The following is a 15,316-nucleotide window of genomic DNA, read 5'->3' as shown; positions in this document are numbered from 1 at the left end:
TTGATTTTTATAATAACCGTAGATTTCATGAAAGTTTGGGATACAAAAAACCAATGAACGTGTACAAAGAAGGTGCTATTGACTTTAAAAGTCAGGCGCAAAAAACATTGCAGGTTGCATGACATGTGTAGGAATAAGAATTTTTAAAAAACTGTATTGACACTTTGGGGTAGAATATTATCTTCCTTTGAAAAAGACATTGATAACAATCGCACATTGAAAAAAACCATTGACGGTATTTTTTCAGATAAGCAAACGCTTGAATCTTTGAAAAAAGAGATCCCCAATTTAGATCACTATAATCTTGCCAAAACTGATGATGGCGCGATTGAAGGTGAAGTTGTCTCTGGTGAAGAAAATCCACAGCAAAACGGTTAAGGAGAACATAAAATGTCTGAAACAAGCACTGTAGAACAAAATGCCTTGGCGAGTATTTTTTCAATGTTTGGCGGCTCACAAGAAGAGCAAAGTACCAGTATTGAAAAAATCAATGCCAATATTAAAGAAGACATCAATGCCGTTGCCAATATTGCTGATGATTATTACTCGAGAAATATTGCGGCTCTTGCACTGGTCTTGGCAAATAACGATGACATCGTCAATTACAATAAAATCTATGTTCAGCGAGCGATTGAGCGCATCAACCAAATCATCGAAGAGCAAGTCAATAGCATCTTATTGCATCCTGAGTTTCGTTATATAGAGAATCAATGGTTACAACTTAAAGAAGTCATGCAGCATGATTATGATAACATCGATGTTGCAATACTTGATGTTACTAAGGAAGAATTACAATACGACTTTGAACGCAATCTGTATGATATCTCAAGCAGTGAACTATTTAAGAAAGTCTATGTTTCTGAATATGACCAATACGGTGGTGAGCCATATGGTTTATTGATGGGGCTATATGATTTCAAAAACAGCATGGATGATATCACTTGGTTAACAGGGATGGGGATGGTTGCTGAGAGCGCACACGCACCGTTTATCTCTGCGATTAACCCGCAGTTTTTTGGGGTTGATGATATCGCTGAACTCAAACAAATCAAAAGCTTTGAAACCTTGCTTGAGCACCCACGCTATCGCGACTGGAATGCCTTTCGCAAAACGGATCAGGCAGCTTACGTTGGCTTATGCTTGGGTGACTTTATATTACGTCAACCCTATCATCCGGTAAACAGTCCCGTTGCCGATAGCCGCATGAATAACTTTGTTGAGCAGGTTAATAATTACGAATCAAATGACACCTATCTCTGGGGTAGCTCATCATTATTATTCACTAAGAATGTCATGCGCTCTTTTGCTGAGAGTGGCTGGTTCCAGTACATTCGCGGTCCTGAAAACGGTGGCTACATCAAAGAGCTTATTGCACCGGTTTATAACATTCGCGGCTTTGATGAACAACGTTCGGCTTTGAACATTTCACTGCCTGATTACATGGAGCTGTCATTAGCAAACATTGGTGTTATCCCTATTATTGAGGAGAAAGGCACACCCAATGCCTGCTTCTTTAGTGTTAATTCAATCAAACGTGTTGAAGAATTTGTCGATAACTTTGATTCAATGAACTCACAACTTGTGGCCAACCTTTCCTATACTTTATGTATTTCACGCATTGCACATTATATTAAATGTGTTATCCGCGATAAAATCGGTAGTGTCACCAGTACTGAGATCATTCAAGAGCAATTATCAAAGTGGCTTGGTCGCTATGTCACAACAGTTTTCCAACCAACCGCACTTGAGATGGCGAAATACCCATTTAGAGCCGCTGACATTCAGGTAACCCAAATTCCAGGCAAGGCAGGCTGGTATAAGTGTAATATCACGGTATTACCGCATATTCAATTTGAAGGCATGGATACAACCTTGAAAATTGATACACGTCTTGATCCAGGTCTTTTTGCCACAGCAGAAGCTGAAGGCGAAGGTGAATAATTACATTATTAAACATCGTTTACTACATACCCATTTCCCAACCACTAATAAACAAGGAGTTTTAAAATGGCAAGTATCGAACCTAAACTAGCGAGATCCGTTGTCTTAGATGCCAAACCACTGAGCTTTAAGCTTGGCGAAGCTGACTTTGCAGGAAGTCACTCTAAAGCGCGTATTTGGTTTGATTCATTAACGATCTTAGGGCAAGATATGGGCAAATTTTTATTTGCCATCGATGGCGGTCAAAACTTAAATGATGTCACAAGCCCAACGGCTGCTTGTAACCTGATTGAGTTTCATTTATCAGGTCCACAAATGAAAGCAAGTCTTGAAGTGACTATTGGCTTACCAATCAGTCCAAAAATGAAAACCACACTAGAAGGACTTATTTCTTCTGTTAAGAAATCTGAAGCCAAAGATACTTCGATCAAGTTTGGTAAAACCAATGCTTCTCAAGAGTACAAAAATGATGAAAAATGGGACGTAATTACTGATCTTTCTGAGCTTGTATTAGTTCCTGTTGAAAATTCGGCATTTAATATCGATTTCCAACAATACGGCTTCCTCGGTGGCTCAACTGCAGCAGCTGACTACTATATCCTAACGATTAGCGGGGTTATGGTTGATAAGAAAAACTTCTCCAAAGCTGCATTAGATGTCGTTCACGGTGAAAGTACTGAAAAAGGTCAATACGGCTTATTGAGTATTGATGAAGGTGCCTCTACGGCGGGTTAATACACCGCCTACAAACAATTAAAAAGGTAAAATATGGCAGCAAAAGTTCATTGGCAAGATGGTGCATTATTAAGTGCTAAATATTTCATCACGCAAGATATGCTGGGGCATCAATATGTCGCGCAAGCGCTACAATTACCCTATCAAATGCAATATGGCATACTTAGCTTAAAACTTGATACCAAGCTTCTTAGTGTGGGTGAGCTTAAAATTGATGAGCTCGCACTCTACACGCAAACCCGCTTATTTTTTGAACTTTCGTCACAACATAACGCCTTGCACCTTTCACTAACGGATCATGATGATGCTAAAGCATCTATTTTTGTGAATGTTACACATCAAACGCATATCGCTGATATCCCAACTTTGCGCCCTTGTTTTCACTTGTCATTTGCAAGTGACCCAAGTGCCGTGCATAGTATCAAAATTTGCGAGCTGCACCTTAGCAGTGACGGTTGGCAACTCTCAGAGTTCACGCCGCCACTTTTAAGTTGCAACAGCACAACTTTCCTGCCGACTTTACATCGGCTAGAGAAAATTCTTATTTCACTTAAACACCTTATCCAACATTATCAGCACAAGTCGCATTTATATCCATTATTAAGCTTAATGCTGTTTAAACTTGAGGATAAACTACAATCAATTACGCAACGCGCGACCCATTACCACCCCTTTGAATTATATACCCTCTTAAAAGAGCTATGTTTTTTACTACCTGATGAGCACCAAGTCTTCCAGAAAAGCACCCTGTACATGCCTTTTGAGTTTTACGCTCCGCATAAATGCTTTCAAAGTTTATTTAACACACTTGAGGCATTCTTAAACAAACCGATTAAGCAGCAATTTATTGAGCTAAAACTTGAGGGGGAATATTTCACAGCCTCACACTTAGCGAGTGACTTCCTTGCCGCAAAACAATTCTTTTTGGTCGTTAAAAAACCCAGCGTTGAGAGCATTGATCTTAATCCAAAATTCATTAAGCTATCAGCAATTTCACGTAATAAACATATCAATCAAATGTCACTATCAGGTGTGCAACTAGAATACATGCCAGATAGCGGAATACATCAGTTAAATAACCCACTGCTATATAAAACCTATCGCCTATCACCAGGACAAGAGTGGGATTATATCCTAAGCGAAAAAAATCTCATTTTTCAAGCCAATACTAAAAATGAGACCTATCAATTTTTTATCTACTACCGTTAATAATCGATTATGATTAAGGCATTTATTGATCGCTATCACAGGCTCAAACGCTCTGTTAATATTGCCGAGCTACTTGAATTAATCCACTACTATAATATTAGCGCGCAACATGTCTGTTTTGTAGCAAATTTCTCGATCACACCGAGCAATCACCTGATTGAAGATGTTTATGCTAGTGATCATGATATTTTTGTGATGATTAACCTCTCTAAACTCACTATTTTTGCGGGTCTTCAACATTACTACAGTCTCGCGGATAAAAATGATCAAATGCAAATTATCAACACTCTTAATCAAGGGACGTCTTTGCTCCTTCATCATTATTTTTATGGGCTATATCCTGAGTTTAATCAGATTTATGACAGTAGCTACCAAAATGGTCAGGCGCTTTATTACGAGCATGATACCAATAGCTTGTCAATCGCTACACTTGTCACCAGTTTACAATATGAATTATCAGAATATTGTGTAAGCTTCAGTGTGCAATCCAATCAATGTCTGCAACCATTAAAACCCTACTATATTAATCAAACCAGTTACTTAAATGCCTGCTATTTACAAGGACTTAAAAGCACAACCAAAGCATTCCTTAAGATGGTCATTAGCGTCCCACGATTTAATCAGCATATTATCGAAAGCATTCAAAAAATAATTAGCAACAATCCGTATTTCCAAAAAATGCAACATCTCGTCACAATTGATTTAACCATTAAACTCAATGAAATCGATCATAAATCCTTTTTACCGATTGCTTGTGGTCAAGATACGCTTAACTCTCTTTTCCGCACACAACTCTAAAACCCACACAAATAAAAAAGGCCGCTTACGCGACCTTTTAAATTATGGCGTCCCCAAGGGGATTCGAACCCCTGTTACCGCCGTGAAAGGGCGGTGTCCTAGGCCTCTAGACGATGGGGACACTAGGAAAATTTCACTGATTTTCAACGTACTGCCGAAAACTTCAGCGCATTCTAGTGAGCTTTATGTTTACTGTCAAGCACTATAGAAAAATATTTTTATTAATTTTCAAACACATTCACCCATAGTAGTATATACTACAAAATATATATCACCACGAACGGAGTAACACAAATGATCTCGACAGTTTTTAAAAACGGTAACAGCCAAGCCATTAGAATACCCAAATCTCTAAAGTTGGAATCCAATAAAGTAGATATTAATAAAATTGGTAACTCGCTTATTGTTCGAGAAATTCCGCAATCATGGGAGCAAGCTTTTAAGTGTTTAGATGAGTTTGATCATTTTATGGTTGAAAAACGCATCGATTTGCCATTACAAAACAGAGAGGATATAAGATGATTAAACTTATGTTAGATACTAACATTTGTATTTTTATCATTAATGAAAAGCCACCTATGGTACTTGACAGGTTTAAGCAATATAAATTTAATGAAATCGCTATCTCATCTATCGTTTATTCAGAGTTGGTATACGGCGCCTATAAAAGCAAAAGAGTCGATCAGAATATATCAGCACTAGCAGGTTTTATTGCCCCGCTTTCTATCGTTGAATTTGATCAAGATGCGGCTAATGAATATGGACTTATTAGATCATCACTTGAAGCAACAGGTAATCTGATTGGTGCCAATGATTTACTCATCGCTGCCCATGCAAAATCTCTAAATATCCCACTAATAACAAATAATACTAAAGAATTTAAAAAAGTAGACGGTCTTACTGTCATTGATTGGGTTGCAAAGCAATAGTTATCTCATAACGCATTGAATCAATTTCTCAGGCACAGGATCCGGTCTGCTGCCATCTCCTGCGACAAAAGCACATTCTAAAGCTTCCAAGCAGCGATAGAAACGAGTTTAGCAATAAAAGCATAGCGATTTTTGAGCTAATCCGTATAATAATGCCGGTGTATTGCACAAAGGAAATAAAAACCTATGAATATTGATTTTAGCTTTTGGCTACTGGTGCTGACAATTGCCTCAGGTATTATTGCAGCCATTGACAAATTTAAGTTTGAACCAAAACGTTTAGCGCCTGTTATGGATGAACTCCAAGGCATGAAGAAAAAAGAGCGTCGTAAGTTTATTCAAAAAAATAAAGCGCTAAAAGCGCCTCTATTGGCTGATTATGCACGCTCACTTTTTAGTGTATTCTTGATCGTTTTTATCTTACGCGGTTTTTTAATCGGCAACTTTTTGATCCCATCAGCTTCAATGACACCAACGTTACCCGTTGGTAACTTCATCTTGGTGAACAAAACCGCTTATGGCATCAGAAACCCAATTACCAACAATGTCTGGATTGAAACAGGCAAACCTGAGCGCGGTGATATTGCTGTATTTCATTTCCCTGTTAATCCAGGGGTTGACTTTATTAAGCGCGTTATTGGCGTGCCTGGTGATGTCATCTCTTACAAAGATAAAAAGCTTACGGTCAATGGCAAAGCCATTGAGTATACCAACTGCCTAGATAACCAAATCAATAGCTATAACGGCAATGGTCCAAACACAATTTGCACCGAGCATTTGGGTAAAGTTGCGCATCAAATTGATGATATGGCAAACGCCCCATCAGCCAACTTCACCAACCTTGTTGTCCCTCAAGGCATGTATTTCGTAATGGGGGATAATCGTGACAACAGCGAAGATAGCCGCTACTGGGGTTTTGTAACCGATCAAGAACTTGTTGGCAAAGCAAGCTTTGTTTGGTTTAGTTGGAATAGTTTAAACAGCTCCGTACGTTGGAGCGAAATAGGACGAGTATTATAAATAATGACCATTGATTACACTCCTTTATATCGTAGCATTGGCTACCACTTCAACAATGAAGCGCTTATCACTCAAGCGCTCACTCATCGCAGTAAACAAAAGCAACATAACGAACGTTTAGAGTTCTTGGGCGATTCCATTCTTGGGTTTGTAATTGCCGAAGCGCTTTATCAGAAGTTCCCACATGAAGATGAAGGCAGTTTATCCCTGCTGCGCATGTATCTTGTGCGTGGTAAAACACTGACCGATATGGCAAAGCATTTTGACTTAGGTGAATATATGTCCTTTGGTGTTGGCGAGCTTAAATCCGGCGGACATAAGCGTGCCCGCTTATTAGAAGATGCTTTTGAGGCGATGATTGGCGCAATTTATCTTGATAGTGACATGCTTGTTGTTAAAGAGCGTATTTTGCATTGGTTTAAAGACGTCTTAGCAACACTTAATGTTGAAGAGCATACCAAAGACCCCAAATCACGCTTACAAGAGTATTTACAAGCCGAGATTCAAACACATCCAATTTACTCAATCATTGCCACTGAGGGGTTGGATCACGATCAAACCTTTACAGTCGAAGTTTCGCTAGGGTCGCTTGAACAAAGTTACCGCGGCAAAGGCAAATCGCGTAAACAAGCAGAACATAACGCTGCCAAAGAAGCATTAAAAGCAATTAAAGTACAAGATAAATAACTATGGCACGTAAACGCAAAGGAATTGCCTTAAATGGCATTATCGTGATTGATAAACCACAAGGCTTATCCTCCAATCACGCACTACAACGTGTTAAGCGCCTTTTTAATGCACAAAAAGCCGGACATACAGGCAGCCTTGATCCAATTGCAACGGGCGTGTTACCCATTTGCTTTGGTCAAGCAACACGTATATCACAATATCTATTAGATGCTGACAAGGCTTATCAAGCAACGATTCAGTTAGGAATCAGTACAGATAGCGGTGACGCTGAAGGTAATGTTATTGAACAGCACCAAGTCCCTGCAATTACTCTTCAAAACATCCATAACGCATTGGATAAATTCCGTGGTGAGATAAGTCAGATCCCACCGATGTATTCAGCGCTCAAGCATCAAGGAAAACCTTTGTATGAATTGGCACGTCAAGGTATCGAGATTGAGCGCAAAGCGCGTAATATCAATATTTACTCACTTGAATTGATTGACTATAATCCTGAAAAGCACACCATCGATATCGATGTACGCTGCTCCAAGGGTACCTATATTCGCACGCTGGGCATGGATATTGCCAAAGCGCTAAACTGCGCTGGACATTTAATTAAATTAACACGAACCGCATGCGGACTATTGACGATGAATGATGCATCATCGCTTGAGACACTGCAGACACTCACACTGGATTCATGCCATGAAAAGCTACTTAATCCAGAATATGCATTTACAGATACACCTATTTTTACTATACCTAATGACAAAGTGGACTTATTTTATCTGAAAGGAAAGATGCAACTAACTAACAATTTCACCGGCAGCGCCCGTATTTATGATCAAGATCGATTTGTCGCACTTGGTCACTTTAATGATGGCGAGCTTGTGAAAAAACAACTTTTTTTACAAGGCATCATCGAGAATGAGTAAGAAATACACGATTGATAACGATCCTAATAAGGATTTAGAAGCACAAAAATATGATGACCCTATTCCAAGTAGAGAGGTCATTTTAACCTACTTAAAAGACCTCAAACAGCCGACTGTTTTTGAGAAAATTGCTGATAATTTGGGGCTAAAACGCAGCAGACAACTCGATGCCCTTGCGAATCGCTTGGGTGCGATGGTACGCGATGAACAGATTGAACAGGATGGTCAATATTTTAGACCGTTAAAACAAAAACGTCGCATCATTACCGGCTATGTGCGCATTGAAAATGATGGCAATGCGATTATTACCACCGAAGATAGAATGCACAGCGCATTTTTGCCGCAACATCAGACACGTTTAGTCTTTAATGGTGACAAAGTCTGCGCGATGATCTTGGGACTTAATCGCAAAGACAAATTAGAAGCACGCATTGATAGCATTATTGAGCGCAACACCATTGAGATTACTGGGCGCTATAGCCAACAGTTGGATAGCCATTTTATCCAACCAATTAGCAAAACCATGCCGAAATATATTGCACTTTTACCCCCGTCAGAAGAGCTTGAGCCTGACACGCTGATCAAAGCAAAACTCGTTATCTTCCCCTCAACGGTTTGCTCAGCAGTCGCACAATTTGTTGAAATCATTGAAGAGCAATCACCAATACTTACCGCAATTTCAGTTGCCAGCAAAAAGCATAATCTAATTGAGGACTGGAGTAATAAAACCGCGCGTCTAGTGCGCAAACTTCCGTCTCAAGTGCTCGATACTGAAATATCTCCACGCATAGATCTACGTGATTTACCATTTGTCACGATTGATGGTGAGGATGCCAAAGATTTTGATGATGCTGTTTACGCACGTAAAAGCTCAACGGGTGGTTGGAAACTTTATGTTGCGATTGCTGATGTTTCGTATTATGTTCGCCCAGACTCAAGTCTTGATAAGGAAGCGCAAGCTCGATCAACGTCTGTGTATTTCCCAGGTTATGTAATCCCGATGCTGCCTGAGCAGCTCTCCAATGAATTATGTTCATTAAAGCCAAAAGTAGATCGCTTAGCATTAATCTGCGAGATGAATATTAGCGCTAATGCCAAGCTGTCACGCTATAAGTTTTACTCAGGCGTTATTAATTCTAAAGCACGTTTAACCTATACCGAAGTGTCCAAGCTTTTAAACAATAAAGACAATAATATCTATTACGAACAGCCTGAGCTTATTCCGCATTTATTTGATTTATATGATCTTTATAAAGTCTTAGCCGAGGCACGTAAACAACGTGGAGCAATTGATTTTGATACGGTTGAATCACAGATTATTTTAAATGAACACCAGCATATCTCAGCGATTATTCCACGTCAGCGTAATGATGCACATAAGCTCATTGAAGAATGTATGCTGTTGGCAAATGTCGCTACAGCGCGCTTTATTGAGAAAAACAAAGCACATGCCCCTTTTCGTGTTCATGGCGCACCACCTAGTGGCAAAGTCGATGATTTGAAAGCTTATTTGCACTCCCTTGGCATTGCCTTTAAACCGAGTAAGTCAGGTGCAACACCTGCTGATTACAGCCAGATGCTAAGCTCTGTCAAAGATCGCGATGACTTTGCCAATATTCAGCTAATGACACTAAAAAGCATGAATCAGGCATTTTACACCCCAGATAATGATGGGCACTTTGGCTTAGCCTATCCGGCCTATAGTCACTTTACTTCACCGATTCGTCGCTATCCTGATCTATTAACGCATCGCGCAATCAAATCGATTCTTGGTGAGAAAACACTTGGTGCTTATCACTACACCCACAGTCAATTAGATGAGCTTTGCGCCCATGCTTCAAGTCAAGAGCGTAATGCCGACTCAGCTTCTAGTGATGTTGAGAAATGGTTAAAATGCCATTTCTTACACAATCGTATTGGTGAGCTATTTGATGCTAAAATTGTCCATGTTACTGGCTTTGGCATGTATGTTGAGCTCATTGAAAACTATATTGAAGGATTGGTACATATCTCGTCAATGCATGGTGATTATTATGTGTTTGATGAAGTGCAGCATCGTTTAACAGGTCAACACACAAAAAAGACCTTTGGCATTGGACAAAAAGTTCAAGTACAACTTGTACGTGTTAATTTAGATGAGATGCAGATTGATTTTGAATTAACCGTTAATGGCAAAGGTCGCAGTCATCAAGAGCTTGCAGCAGGTAGCACACCAAAACGCCGTCGCGCACGTATTAAAACATCAAGTTTAAAGCCCGTAGCACAAAAGCGCACACGCAAAAAGCCTACGCGTAATAGCACCGTTGAGCCCACAAAATTGGTTGATAGCAAACCGCCAAAAAGCAAAAAGAAAAAATCCAGTAGCGCTAAGCGTGCGCGTAAAAAATCAAATGCTAAGTCGAGTCAATCTGAATAGTCGCAGTAAAATGCCCTTTACTGCCCTGATTTTACAAAAATTTTTGAATTTAGGTATCCTATTTCTTATTCAAGTCTAAATAATCATATACATGTAATCGAAATATGCCTAAATACTCGTGCAAAGCAAAACTAAGCAACATTAAATTATAAGGCGATGGCGTCCAACTTGAAATTGGCTTAGGCGAGTCTGAAACTGCTGGTATTGCTTTAATAGCAAACTGATCAAAATAAAGCAATGAGCGACTCATATGTAGCGAACTTGTAACCAATAAATAATTGCTATAAGGTAAGTTTTTGGTAATGCTTTTTGTATATTCCGCATTTTGATAAGTATTAAGGCTTTTAGATTCCAAAATTAAGTCATCTTTATTAACACCCATATCCTCTAAAACTCTGCCATAGACTTGAGCCTCTGATACTCCATATTTTCTGACATCACCACCTGTAATAATGATTTTATACTGCACTCCGTTTTTATGAGCGGTCTGGTATATACGACAAGCTTCCAATATTCTACTATATGCCAAAAGTGTTGGTTGCACGACCGATCCTTGTTTTTCTAATCCAGCACCAAGTAAAATTAACGCATCGTTTGATATTATTGTAGACTCTGTGACTGGTTTATATTTCTCAAGTCCCGATAAAAAATAATCTGAAACAATACCAGTTGAGCTTAAATACAAGATCATAAAGGCAATCAGTGCCATAAATACCCTCAATACTTTTCGCTTAATAAATATAATAAGCAAAAGCATTACTAGAACTAAAATAAGCGGGTTAAGCATTATAACAATAAGTGAGTATAAGTTATCTATAAGCCAAAACAAGTTTATTCTCCAAACCGTAAACACACGCGAGGAGTTTCCATTTTTTTGCTAGAGCACTCAAGCAGTTTTACGTAGAAAAAAATAATAAACTAAGGACGATCATCATCCAAGCGTTGTGGCGGCAATAGCGATTCACGCTTTAAGCCAAACAATACCGCTAATACGCCAGCAACATAAATCGATGAATACGTACCAACAATAACGCCTAAAATAAGGGCTAATGAGAACTCATGTAATGACGGACCACCGAAGAAATAAAGGACAACAACCACCAGAAGTGTTAACCCTGAGGTCATAATCGTACGCGATAAAGTATCATTAACTGAGCGGTTAACCACCTCAATCACTGATGCCTTACGCATCTTACGGAAGTTTTCACGCACACGGTCATAAATCACTACCGTATCATTCAATGAGTAACCAATTACAGCTAGTACTGCAGCCAATGTTGTTAAGGTAAACTCTAACTGGAATGCCGCAAAAACACCGAGAATAATAATCGGGTCATGAATAAGCGCAATACCCGCACTTATCGCAAACTTCATCTCAAAACGAAAAGCAATATAGCCAACGATACAGATCATCGCTACTAATAATGCCAATAAACCATTGGTTGCAAGCTCTTTACCGACTTGTGGTCCAATATAGTTTAAGCTAGTGACTTGTGCGTCAGAGCCTAAGCTTTTCTCAATTTTCACTTTAAGTAATTGCTGAGCAGATTGACCATCTTGATTAATCACTGCCTGATTGTTTTCATTTTTTTGAATCGGCAGCTTAATCATCAAGCTATCGCTTGAGCCAAAAGTCGTCACTTGCGCGGTAGGAAAGCCATCACGCGCCAATACTTTTGCCACCTCTTGGGTTGATGGCGCTTCATTATAATTGACTTGGATCTGATAACCACCAGTGAAATCCAAGCCCATATTTAAGCCGCGAACAGCTAAAAATATAACAGATAAACCAATTAATACAATCGAAACAATCGCGGTCCATTTACGGATTCCCATAAAGTCGATATTGGTTTTACGTTTAAAAAACTCCATGCGACACCCCTATATTCCGATTGATAATTTTTTAAGATTGCGACGTGAGCCATATATAAGATTCGTCATCGCCCGTGAGACAGTTACCGCTGTAAACATTGATGTCAGAATACCGATAATCAATGTCACCGCAAAGCCTTTAACAGCACCTGTACCAATCGCAAAGAGGATAATTGCCACAATCAAGGTTGTGACGTTTGAATCGACAATCGTACCAAAGGCGCGCTCATAGCCTGCCGAGATTGCACTTTGCACCGGCATACCATTTCTCAGCTCTTCACGTATCCGCTCAAACACCAAGACATTGCCATCAATTGACATCCCCAAGTTCAACACAATACCGGCAATACCTGGCAATGTCAGCGTAGCACCTGGAATAATTGACATGATTGCAACAATTAATACTAAATTTAGGATGAGTGCGACGTTGGCAATCATACCAAACAGGTGATAATAAATCGCCATAAATAGCACGACAAGAATCAATGCGACAACAATAGATAACATCCCTTGCTCAATATTTTGCTTACCAAGCGTTGGTCCAATTTGTTGTTCTTGCGCAATATGCACGGGTACTTGTAATGCACCTGAACGAATCATTAACGCTAAGTTATTGGCTTCACGTTGATCAAGACCCGTAATTTGGAAATTAGCCCCTAATACGGTTTGAATCGTTGCCGCATTAACAAGCTTTTCAGTCTTTTCAATCTTATTGACTTCTTTACCGTCAACCATTTCTTTTTTATAGGTTGTGTTAACAAGCATCACGCCCATCAAATCACCTACATGTTTGCCAGTAACCTCTCTAAAATGACCAGCTGCATCTGAGCTTAACTGTACGGCAACGATCGGTTGACCACTTTGATGATCCACGCCAGGAGAGGCATTAACAATCGCACTACCACTGACAACCGAATTACCATTTAATTGATAGTAATATGTCTGACCATTTGAAGTTAGCGGGTAAACTTTAATGCCTTGCTCTTCAACTTTCAAACGATCGGTGACAGGTGTCACAATATAAAAGCTTGCCGTTGATGTGCCGCCTAAGATTTGCTTAGCGCGTGCTGCATCTTGCAAACCAGGCAACTCAATAATCACACGTGAATCACCAGAGGCCGCAACAGAAGCTTCGGCAACACCTAATGCGTTAATACGATTACGCATTACTGTTACTACTTGCGAGATAGCTTCTTGCTTGATTTGTGCAAGCATTTGCGCATTGAAAGTAACTAATAACGTTTTATCTTTCAATGCACTATAAACTAACTGATTATTTTGCGTCTTACTATAATCTGTTTTGATAAAAGCAATTGCTTTATCCAGATCCGCCTTATTAGCAAAAGTTAACGCAACATAACCAATACTGCTATAAGTCGCAGGCACTGGCAATGTTTTCATGATTTCAGGTTTTTGTGATGCTTTTAGCTGTGACTCAGGTGTCACACCCAATTTTTTAACACCTTGTGCTAAACTTTCTAAGGTATTATCCAGGCGTGCATTAATTGCTGATTGCGTATCAGCCTCAAGCACTAAGTACATACCACCGCGCAAATCAAGTCCCAAATTCATCGGCTCAGCACCTAACGCCAACAACCAATTAGGTGTATTTGCTGCCATATTAAGTGCGACAATATAATCGCTACCAATCGTTTTCTGCAAAGCCGTACGTGCTGAAATTTGATCCTGCGCATCGGCAAATCTCACTTGAACCACTGTGTTTGATTCTTGATGCAAGGATTTATACGCGATCTTTTGCTCATTTAATGTGTCTTTAATTTGCGTCACAAGTGCCGCGTTCACCGTACCATCTTTGGGAGAGATTTGTAATGACGGCGTTTCACCAAATAAATTGGGTAACGCATAGATAATCGACAAAATCGCAATTACTAGAATAGTAATATATTTCCACAAAGGATACTTATTAACCGCAGCTTTTTGTCTGGGATGAAGCATAATCCTAATACCTTAGTTTGAGTTGACTGTATAGCAATGTAGTCAAAATTAATTGGTTTTAACAGCACCTTTTGGTAAAACACCAGAAACCGCACTTTTTTGTACCTTAATAATAACGTTTTCAGCAATTTCAATCTCAGTATAGTTCTCACCAATCTTAGCGATCTTGCCGATAATGCCACCATTTGTCATGACCTCATCACCTTTAGCCAGTTCTGAGATCATCTTGCGTTGTTCTTTATTGCGCTTCATTTGTGGACGAATAAGTAAGAAATAAAAAATGGCAAAAAACGCCACCAACATTAGAATTGAGCTCATTGCTGAGCCCCCAGCTGCTGCACCTTCAGCAAAGGCATTTGAGCTTAACAACAATAGCGATGATAGTGCTACTAATAACTTATTCATTATTTCTCTCCTGTTGAGGTATATTATCACACCGCACGTAAAATAATTATCGAGCGATATACTATTTAAAAATCTGGGATAATGTACATGACAGGGGGTATTTTGACAACTGTTGTCTGCTGCAAATCCCCATATGAAAGATATTCATGTGGGAGCAATTTGTATGGTGGGTAATTCATGTTGGGTAATTTGTGTCGGGTAATTTGTGTCGGGTAACTGAACTTTCCCAAGTTTTGTTAAGCGGCAAGCCCAATAATCATTTGAATCCATGAATTTCTATGATTTTTTAGCTCAGATTCACCATTTTGACAAACCCTGAGTTTATTCTGACGCTTTATCAACAACTTTCGTGCCGCAGAAAAGGTGTATTGCGGCTTAGTGCCATTATGTGTTAGCTCATTGACTGCATCACTTGGAAGATGCATGAC

16 protein-coding genes and 1 tRNA gene are annotated in these 15,316 nt (G+C 39.4%); 11 read left to right on the top strand and 6 right to left on the bottom strand.

The genetic code is table 11. The features are described 5' to 3' along the window. Window positions 1-156 precede the first annotated feature (156 nt). From DNJ75_RS13005 to iglJ, 5 genes are all read left to right on the top strand, one after another. Entirely contained in the window at window positions 157-378 is a 222-nt protein-coding gene (locus DNJ75_RS13005; protein WP_117003887.1) for a hypothetical protein, read from the top strand. A 12-nt stretch (window positions 379-390) separates the two neighbouring features. Then, window positions 391-1,941, top strand: coding sequence for a type VI secretion system contractile sheath large subunit (gene tssC, locus DNJ75_RS13000; RefSeq protein WP_117003886.1), 1,551 nt, complete (start codon window positions 391-393; stop codon window positions 1,939-1,941). A 66-nt stretch (window positions 1,942-2,007) separates the two neighbouring features. Beyond that, window positions 2,008-2,676, top strand: coding sequence for a type VI secretion system tube protein IglC (iglC, locus tag DNJ75_RS12995; protein ID WP_117003885.1), 669 nt, complete (start codon window positions 2,008-2,010; stop codon window positions 2,674-2,676). Window positions 2,677-2,709: 33 nt separating this feature from the next. Beyond that, entirely contained in the window at window positions 2,710-3,885 is a 1,176-nt protein-coding gene (gene tssK, locus DNJ75_RS12990; protein ID WP_117003884.1) for a type VI secretion system baseplate subunit TssK, read from the top strand. A gap of 9 nt (window positions 3,886-3,894) precedes the next feature. Then, window positions 3,895-4,683 carry a type VI secretion system baseplate protein IglJ gene (gene iglJ / locus DNJ75_RS12985; RefSeq protein WP_117003883.1) on the top strand — a complete coding sequence of 263 codons (789 nt, stop codon included), beginning with the start codon at window positions 3,895-3,897 and terminating at the stop codon, window positions 4,681-4,683. 45 nt (window positions 4,684-4,728) lie between these two features. Here iglJ and DNJ75_RS12980 read toward each other — a convergent pair. Beyond that, a tRNA-Glu gene (locus DNJ75_RS12980) sits at window positions 4,729-4,804 on the bottom strand. A gap of 173 nt (window positions 4,805-4,977) precedes the next feature. On the opposite strand from DNJ75_RS12980, the gene DNJ75_RS12975 reads away from it, so the two are divergent. The 6 genes from DNJ75_RS12975 (at window position 4,978) to rnr (ending at window position 10,655) form a co-directional block, all read left to right on the top strand. Further along, window positions 4,978-5,205, top strand: a complete 228-nt coding sequence (locus DNJ75_RS12975; protein ID WP_117003882.1) for an antitoxin — start codon at window positions 4,978-4,980, stop codon at window positions 5,203-5,205. After that, complete coding sequence (gene vapC, locus DNJ75_RS12970) at window positions 5,202-5,612, top strand: type II toxin-antitoxin system tRNA(fMet)-specific endonuclease VapC (protein ID WP_117003881.1); 411 nt, start codon at window positions 5,202-5,204, stop codon at window positions 5,610-5,612. The genes DNJ75_RS12975 and vapC overlap by 4 nt, the downstream gene beginning before the upstream one ends. A gap of 186 nt (window positions 5,613-5,798) precedes the next feature. Beyond that, on the top strand, window positions 5,799-6,632 hold the full coding sequence (gene lepB, locus DNJ75_RS12965; RefSeq protein WP_117003880.1) for a signal peptidase I: 834 nt from the start codon (window positions 5,799-5,801) through the stop codon (window positions 6,630-6,632). A gap of 3 nt (window positions 6,633-6,635) precedes the next feature. Continuing rightward, window positions 6,636-7,319: a ribonuclease III gene (gene rnc / locus DNJ75_RS12960; protein ID WP_117003879.1), complete on the top strand. Its 684-nt coding sequence runs from the start codon at window positions 6,636-6,638 to the stop codon at window positions 7,317-7,319. A gap of 2 nt (window positions 7,320-7,321) precedes the next feature. Further along, window positions 7,322-8,239 (top strand): tRNA pseudouridine(55) synthase TruB, encoded by a 918-nt coding sequence (gene truB / locus DNJ75_RS12955; RefSeq protein WP_117003878.1) that lies wholly within the window; start codon window positions 7,322-7,324, stop codon window positions 8,237-8,239. Next, a complete protein-coding gene (rnr, locus tag DNJ75_RS12950) occupies window positions 8,232-10,655 on the top strand; it encodes a ribonuclease R (protein WP_117003877.1) in 2,424 nt (807 codons plus the stop codon). The genes truB and rnr overlap by 8 nt, the downstream gene beginning before the upstream one ends. 58 nt (window positions 10,656-10,713) lie before the next feature. On the opposite strand, the gene DNJ75_RS12945 is transcribed toward rnr, so the two are convergent. From DNJ75_RS12945 to DNJ75_RS12925, 5 genes are all read right to left on the bottom strand, one after another. Further along, window positions 10,714-11,364 carry a YdcF family protein gene (locus DNJ75_RS12945; RefSeq protein WP_157968339.1) on the bottom strand — a complete coding sequence of 217 codons (651 nt, stop codon included), beginning with the start codon at window positions 11,362-11,364 and terminating at the stop codon, window positions 10,714-10,716. A gap of 209 nt (window positions 11,365-11,573) precedes the next feature. Next, window positions 11,574-12,527 (bottom strand): protein translocase subunit SecF, encoded by a 954-nt coding sequence (gene secF / locus DNJ75_RS12940; RefSeq protein ID WP_117003875.1) that lies wholly within the window; start codon window positions 12,525-12,527, stop codon window positions 11,574-11,576. A 9-nt stretch (window positions 12,528-12,536) separates the two neighbouring features. Further along, window positions 12,537-14,483: a protein translocase subunit SecD gene (gene secD / locus DNJ75_RS12935; RefSeq protein ID WP_117003874.1), complete on the bottom strand. Its 1,947-nt coding sequence runs from the start codon at window positions 14,481-14,483 to the stop codon at window positions 12,537-12,539. A 48-nt stretch (window positions 14,484-14,531) separates the two neighbouring features. Continuing rightward, a complete protein-coding gene (gene yajC, locus DNJ75_RS12930; RefSeq protein WP_117003873.1) occupies window positions 14,532-14,888 on the bottom strand; it encodes a preprotein translocase subunit YajC in 357 nt (118 codons plus the stop codon). Between the two features lie 236 nt (window positions 14,889-15,124). Next, a partial coding sequence (locus DNJ75_RS12925; RefSeq protein WP_157968314.1) for a hypothetical protein occupies window positions 15,125-15,316 on the bottom strand: 192 nt, incomplete at its 5' end.

It is taken from the genome of Cysteiniphilum litorale, assembly GCF_003428165.1.
GTDB classification, from domain to species: Bacteria; Pseudomonadota; Gammaproteobacteria; order Francisellales; family Francisellaceae; genus Caedibacter; species Caedibacter litoralis.
Note: the sequence above shows the minus strand (reverse complement) of the source record. Positions and strands in the feature narration are given on the sequence as shown.

Coding starts and splice junctions, on each gene's coding strand:
- tssC (WP_117003886.1), top strand. CDS start 391: ATGTCTGAAACAAGCACTGTAGAACAAAATGCCTTGGCGAGTATTTTT.
- iglC (WP_117003885.1), top strand. CDS start 2,008: ATGGCAAGTATCGAACCTAAACTAGCGAGATCCGTTGTCTTAGATGCC.
- tssK (WP_117003884.1), top strand. CDS start 2,710: ATGGCAGCAAAAGTTCATTGGCAAGATGGTGCATTATTAAGTGCTAAA.
- iglJ (WP_117003883.1), top strand. CDS start 3,895: ATGATTAAGGCATTTATTGATCGCTATCACAGGCTCAAACGCTCTGTT.
- DNJ75_RS12975 (WP_117003882.1), top strand. CDS start 4,978: ATGATCTCGACAGTTTTTAAAAACGGTAACAGCCAAGCCATTAGAATA.
- vapC (WP_117003881.1), top strand. CDS start 5,202: ATGATTAAACTTATGTTAGATACTAACATTTGTATTTTTATCATTAAT.
- lepB (WP_117003880.1), top strand. CDS start 5,799: ATGAATATTGATTTTAGCTTTTGGCTACTGGTGCTGACAATTGCCTCA.
- rnc (WP_117003879.1), top strand. CDS start 6,636: ATGACCATTGATTACACTCCTTTATATCGTAGCATTGGCTACCACTTC.
- truB (WP_117003878.1), top strand. CDS start 7,322: ATGGCACGTAAACGCAAAGGAATTGCCTTAAATGGCATTATCGTGATT.
- rnr (WP_117003877.1), top strand. CDS start 8,232: ATGAGTAAGAAATACACGATTGATAACGATCCTAATAAGGATTTAGAA.
- DNJ75_RS12945 (WP_157968339.1), bottom strand. CDS start 11,364: ATGGCACTGATTGCCTTTATGATCTTGTATTTAAGCTCAACTGGTATT.
- secF (WP_117003875.1), bottom strand. CDS start 12,527: ATGGAGTTTTTTAAACGTAAAACCAATATCGACTTTATGGGAATCCGT.
- secD (WP_117003874.1), bottom strand. CDS start 14,483: ATGCTTCATCCCAGACAAAAAGCTGCGGTTAATAAGTATCCTTTGTGG.
- yajC (WP_117003873.1), bottom strand. CDS start 14,888: ATGAATAAGTTATTAGTAGCACTATCATCGCTATTGTTGTTAAGCTCA.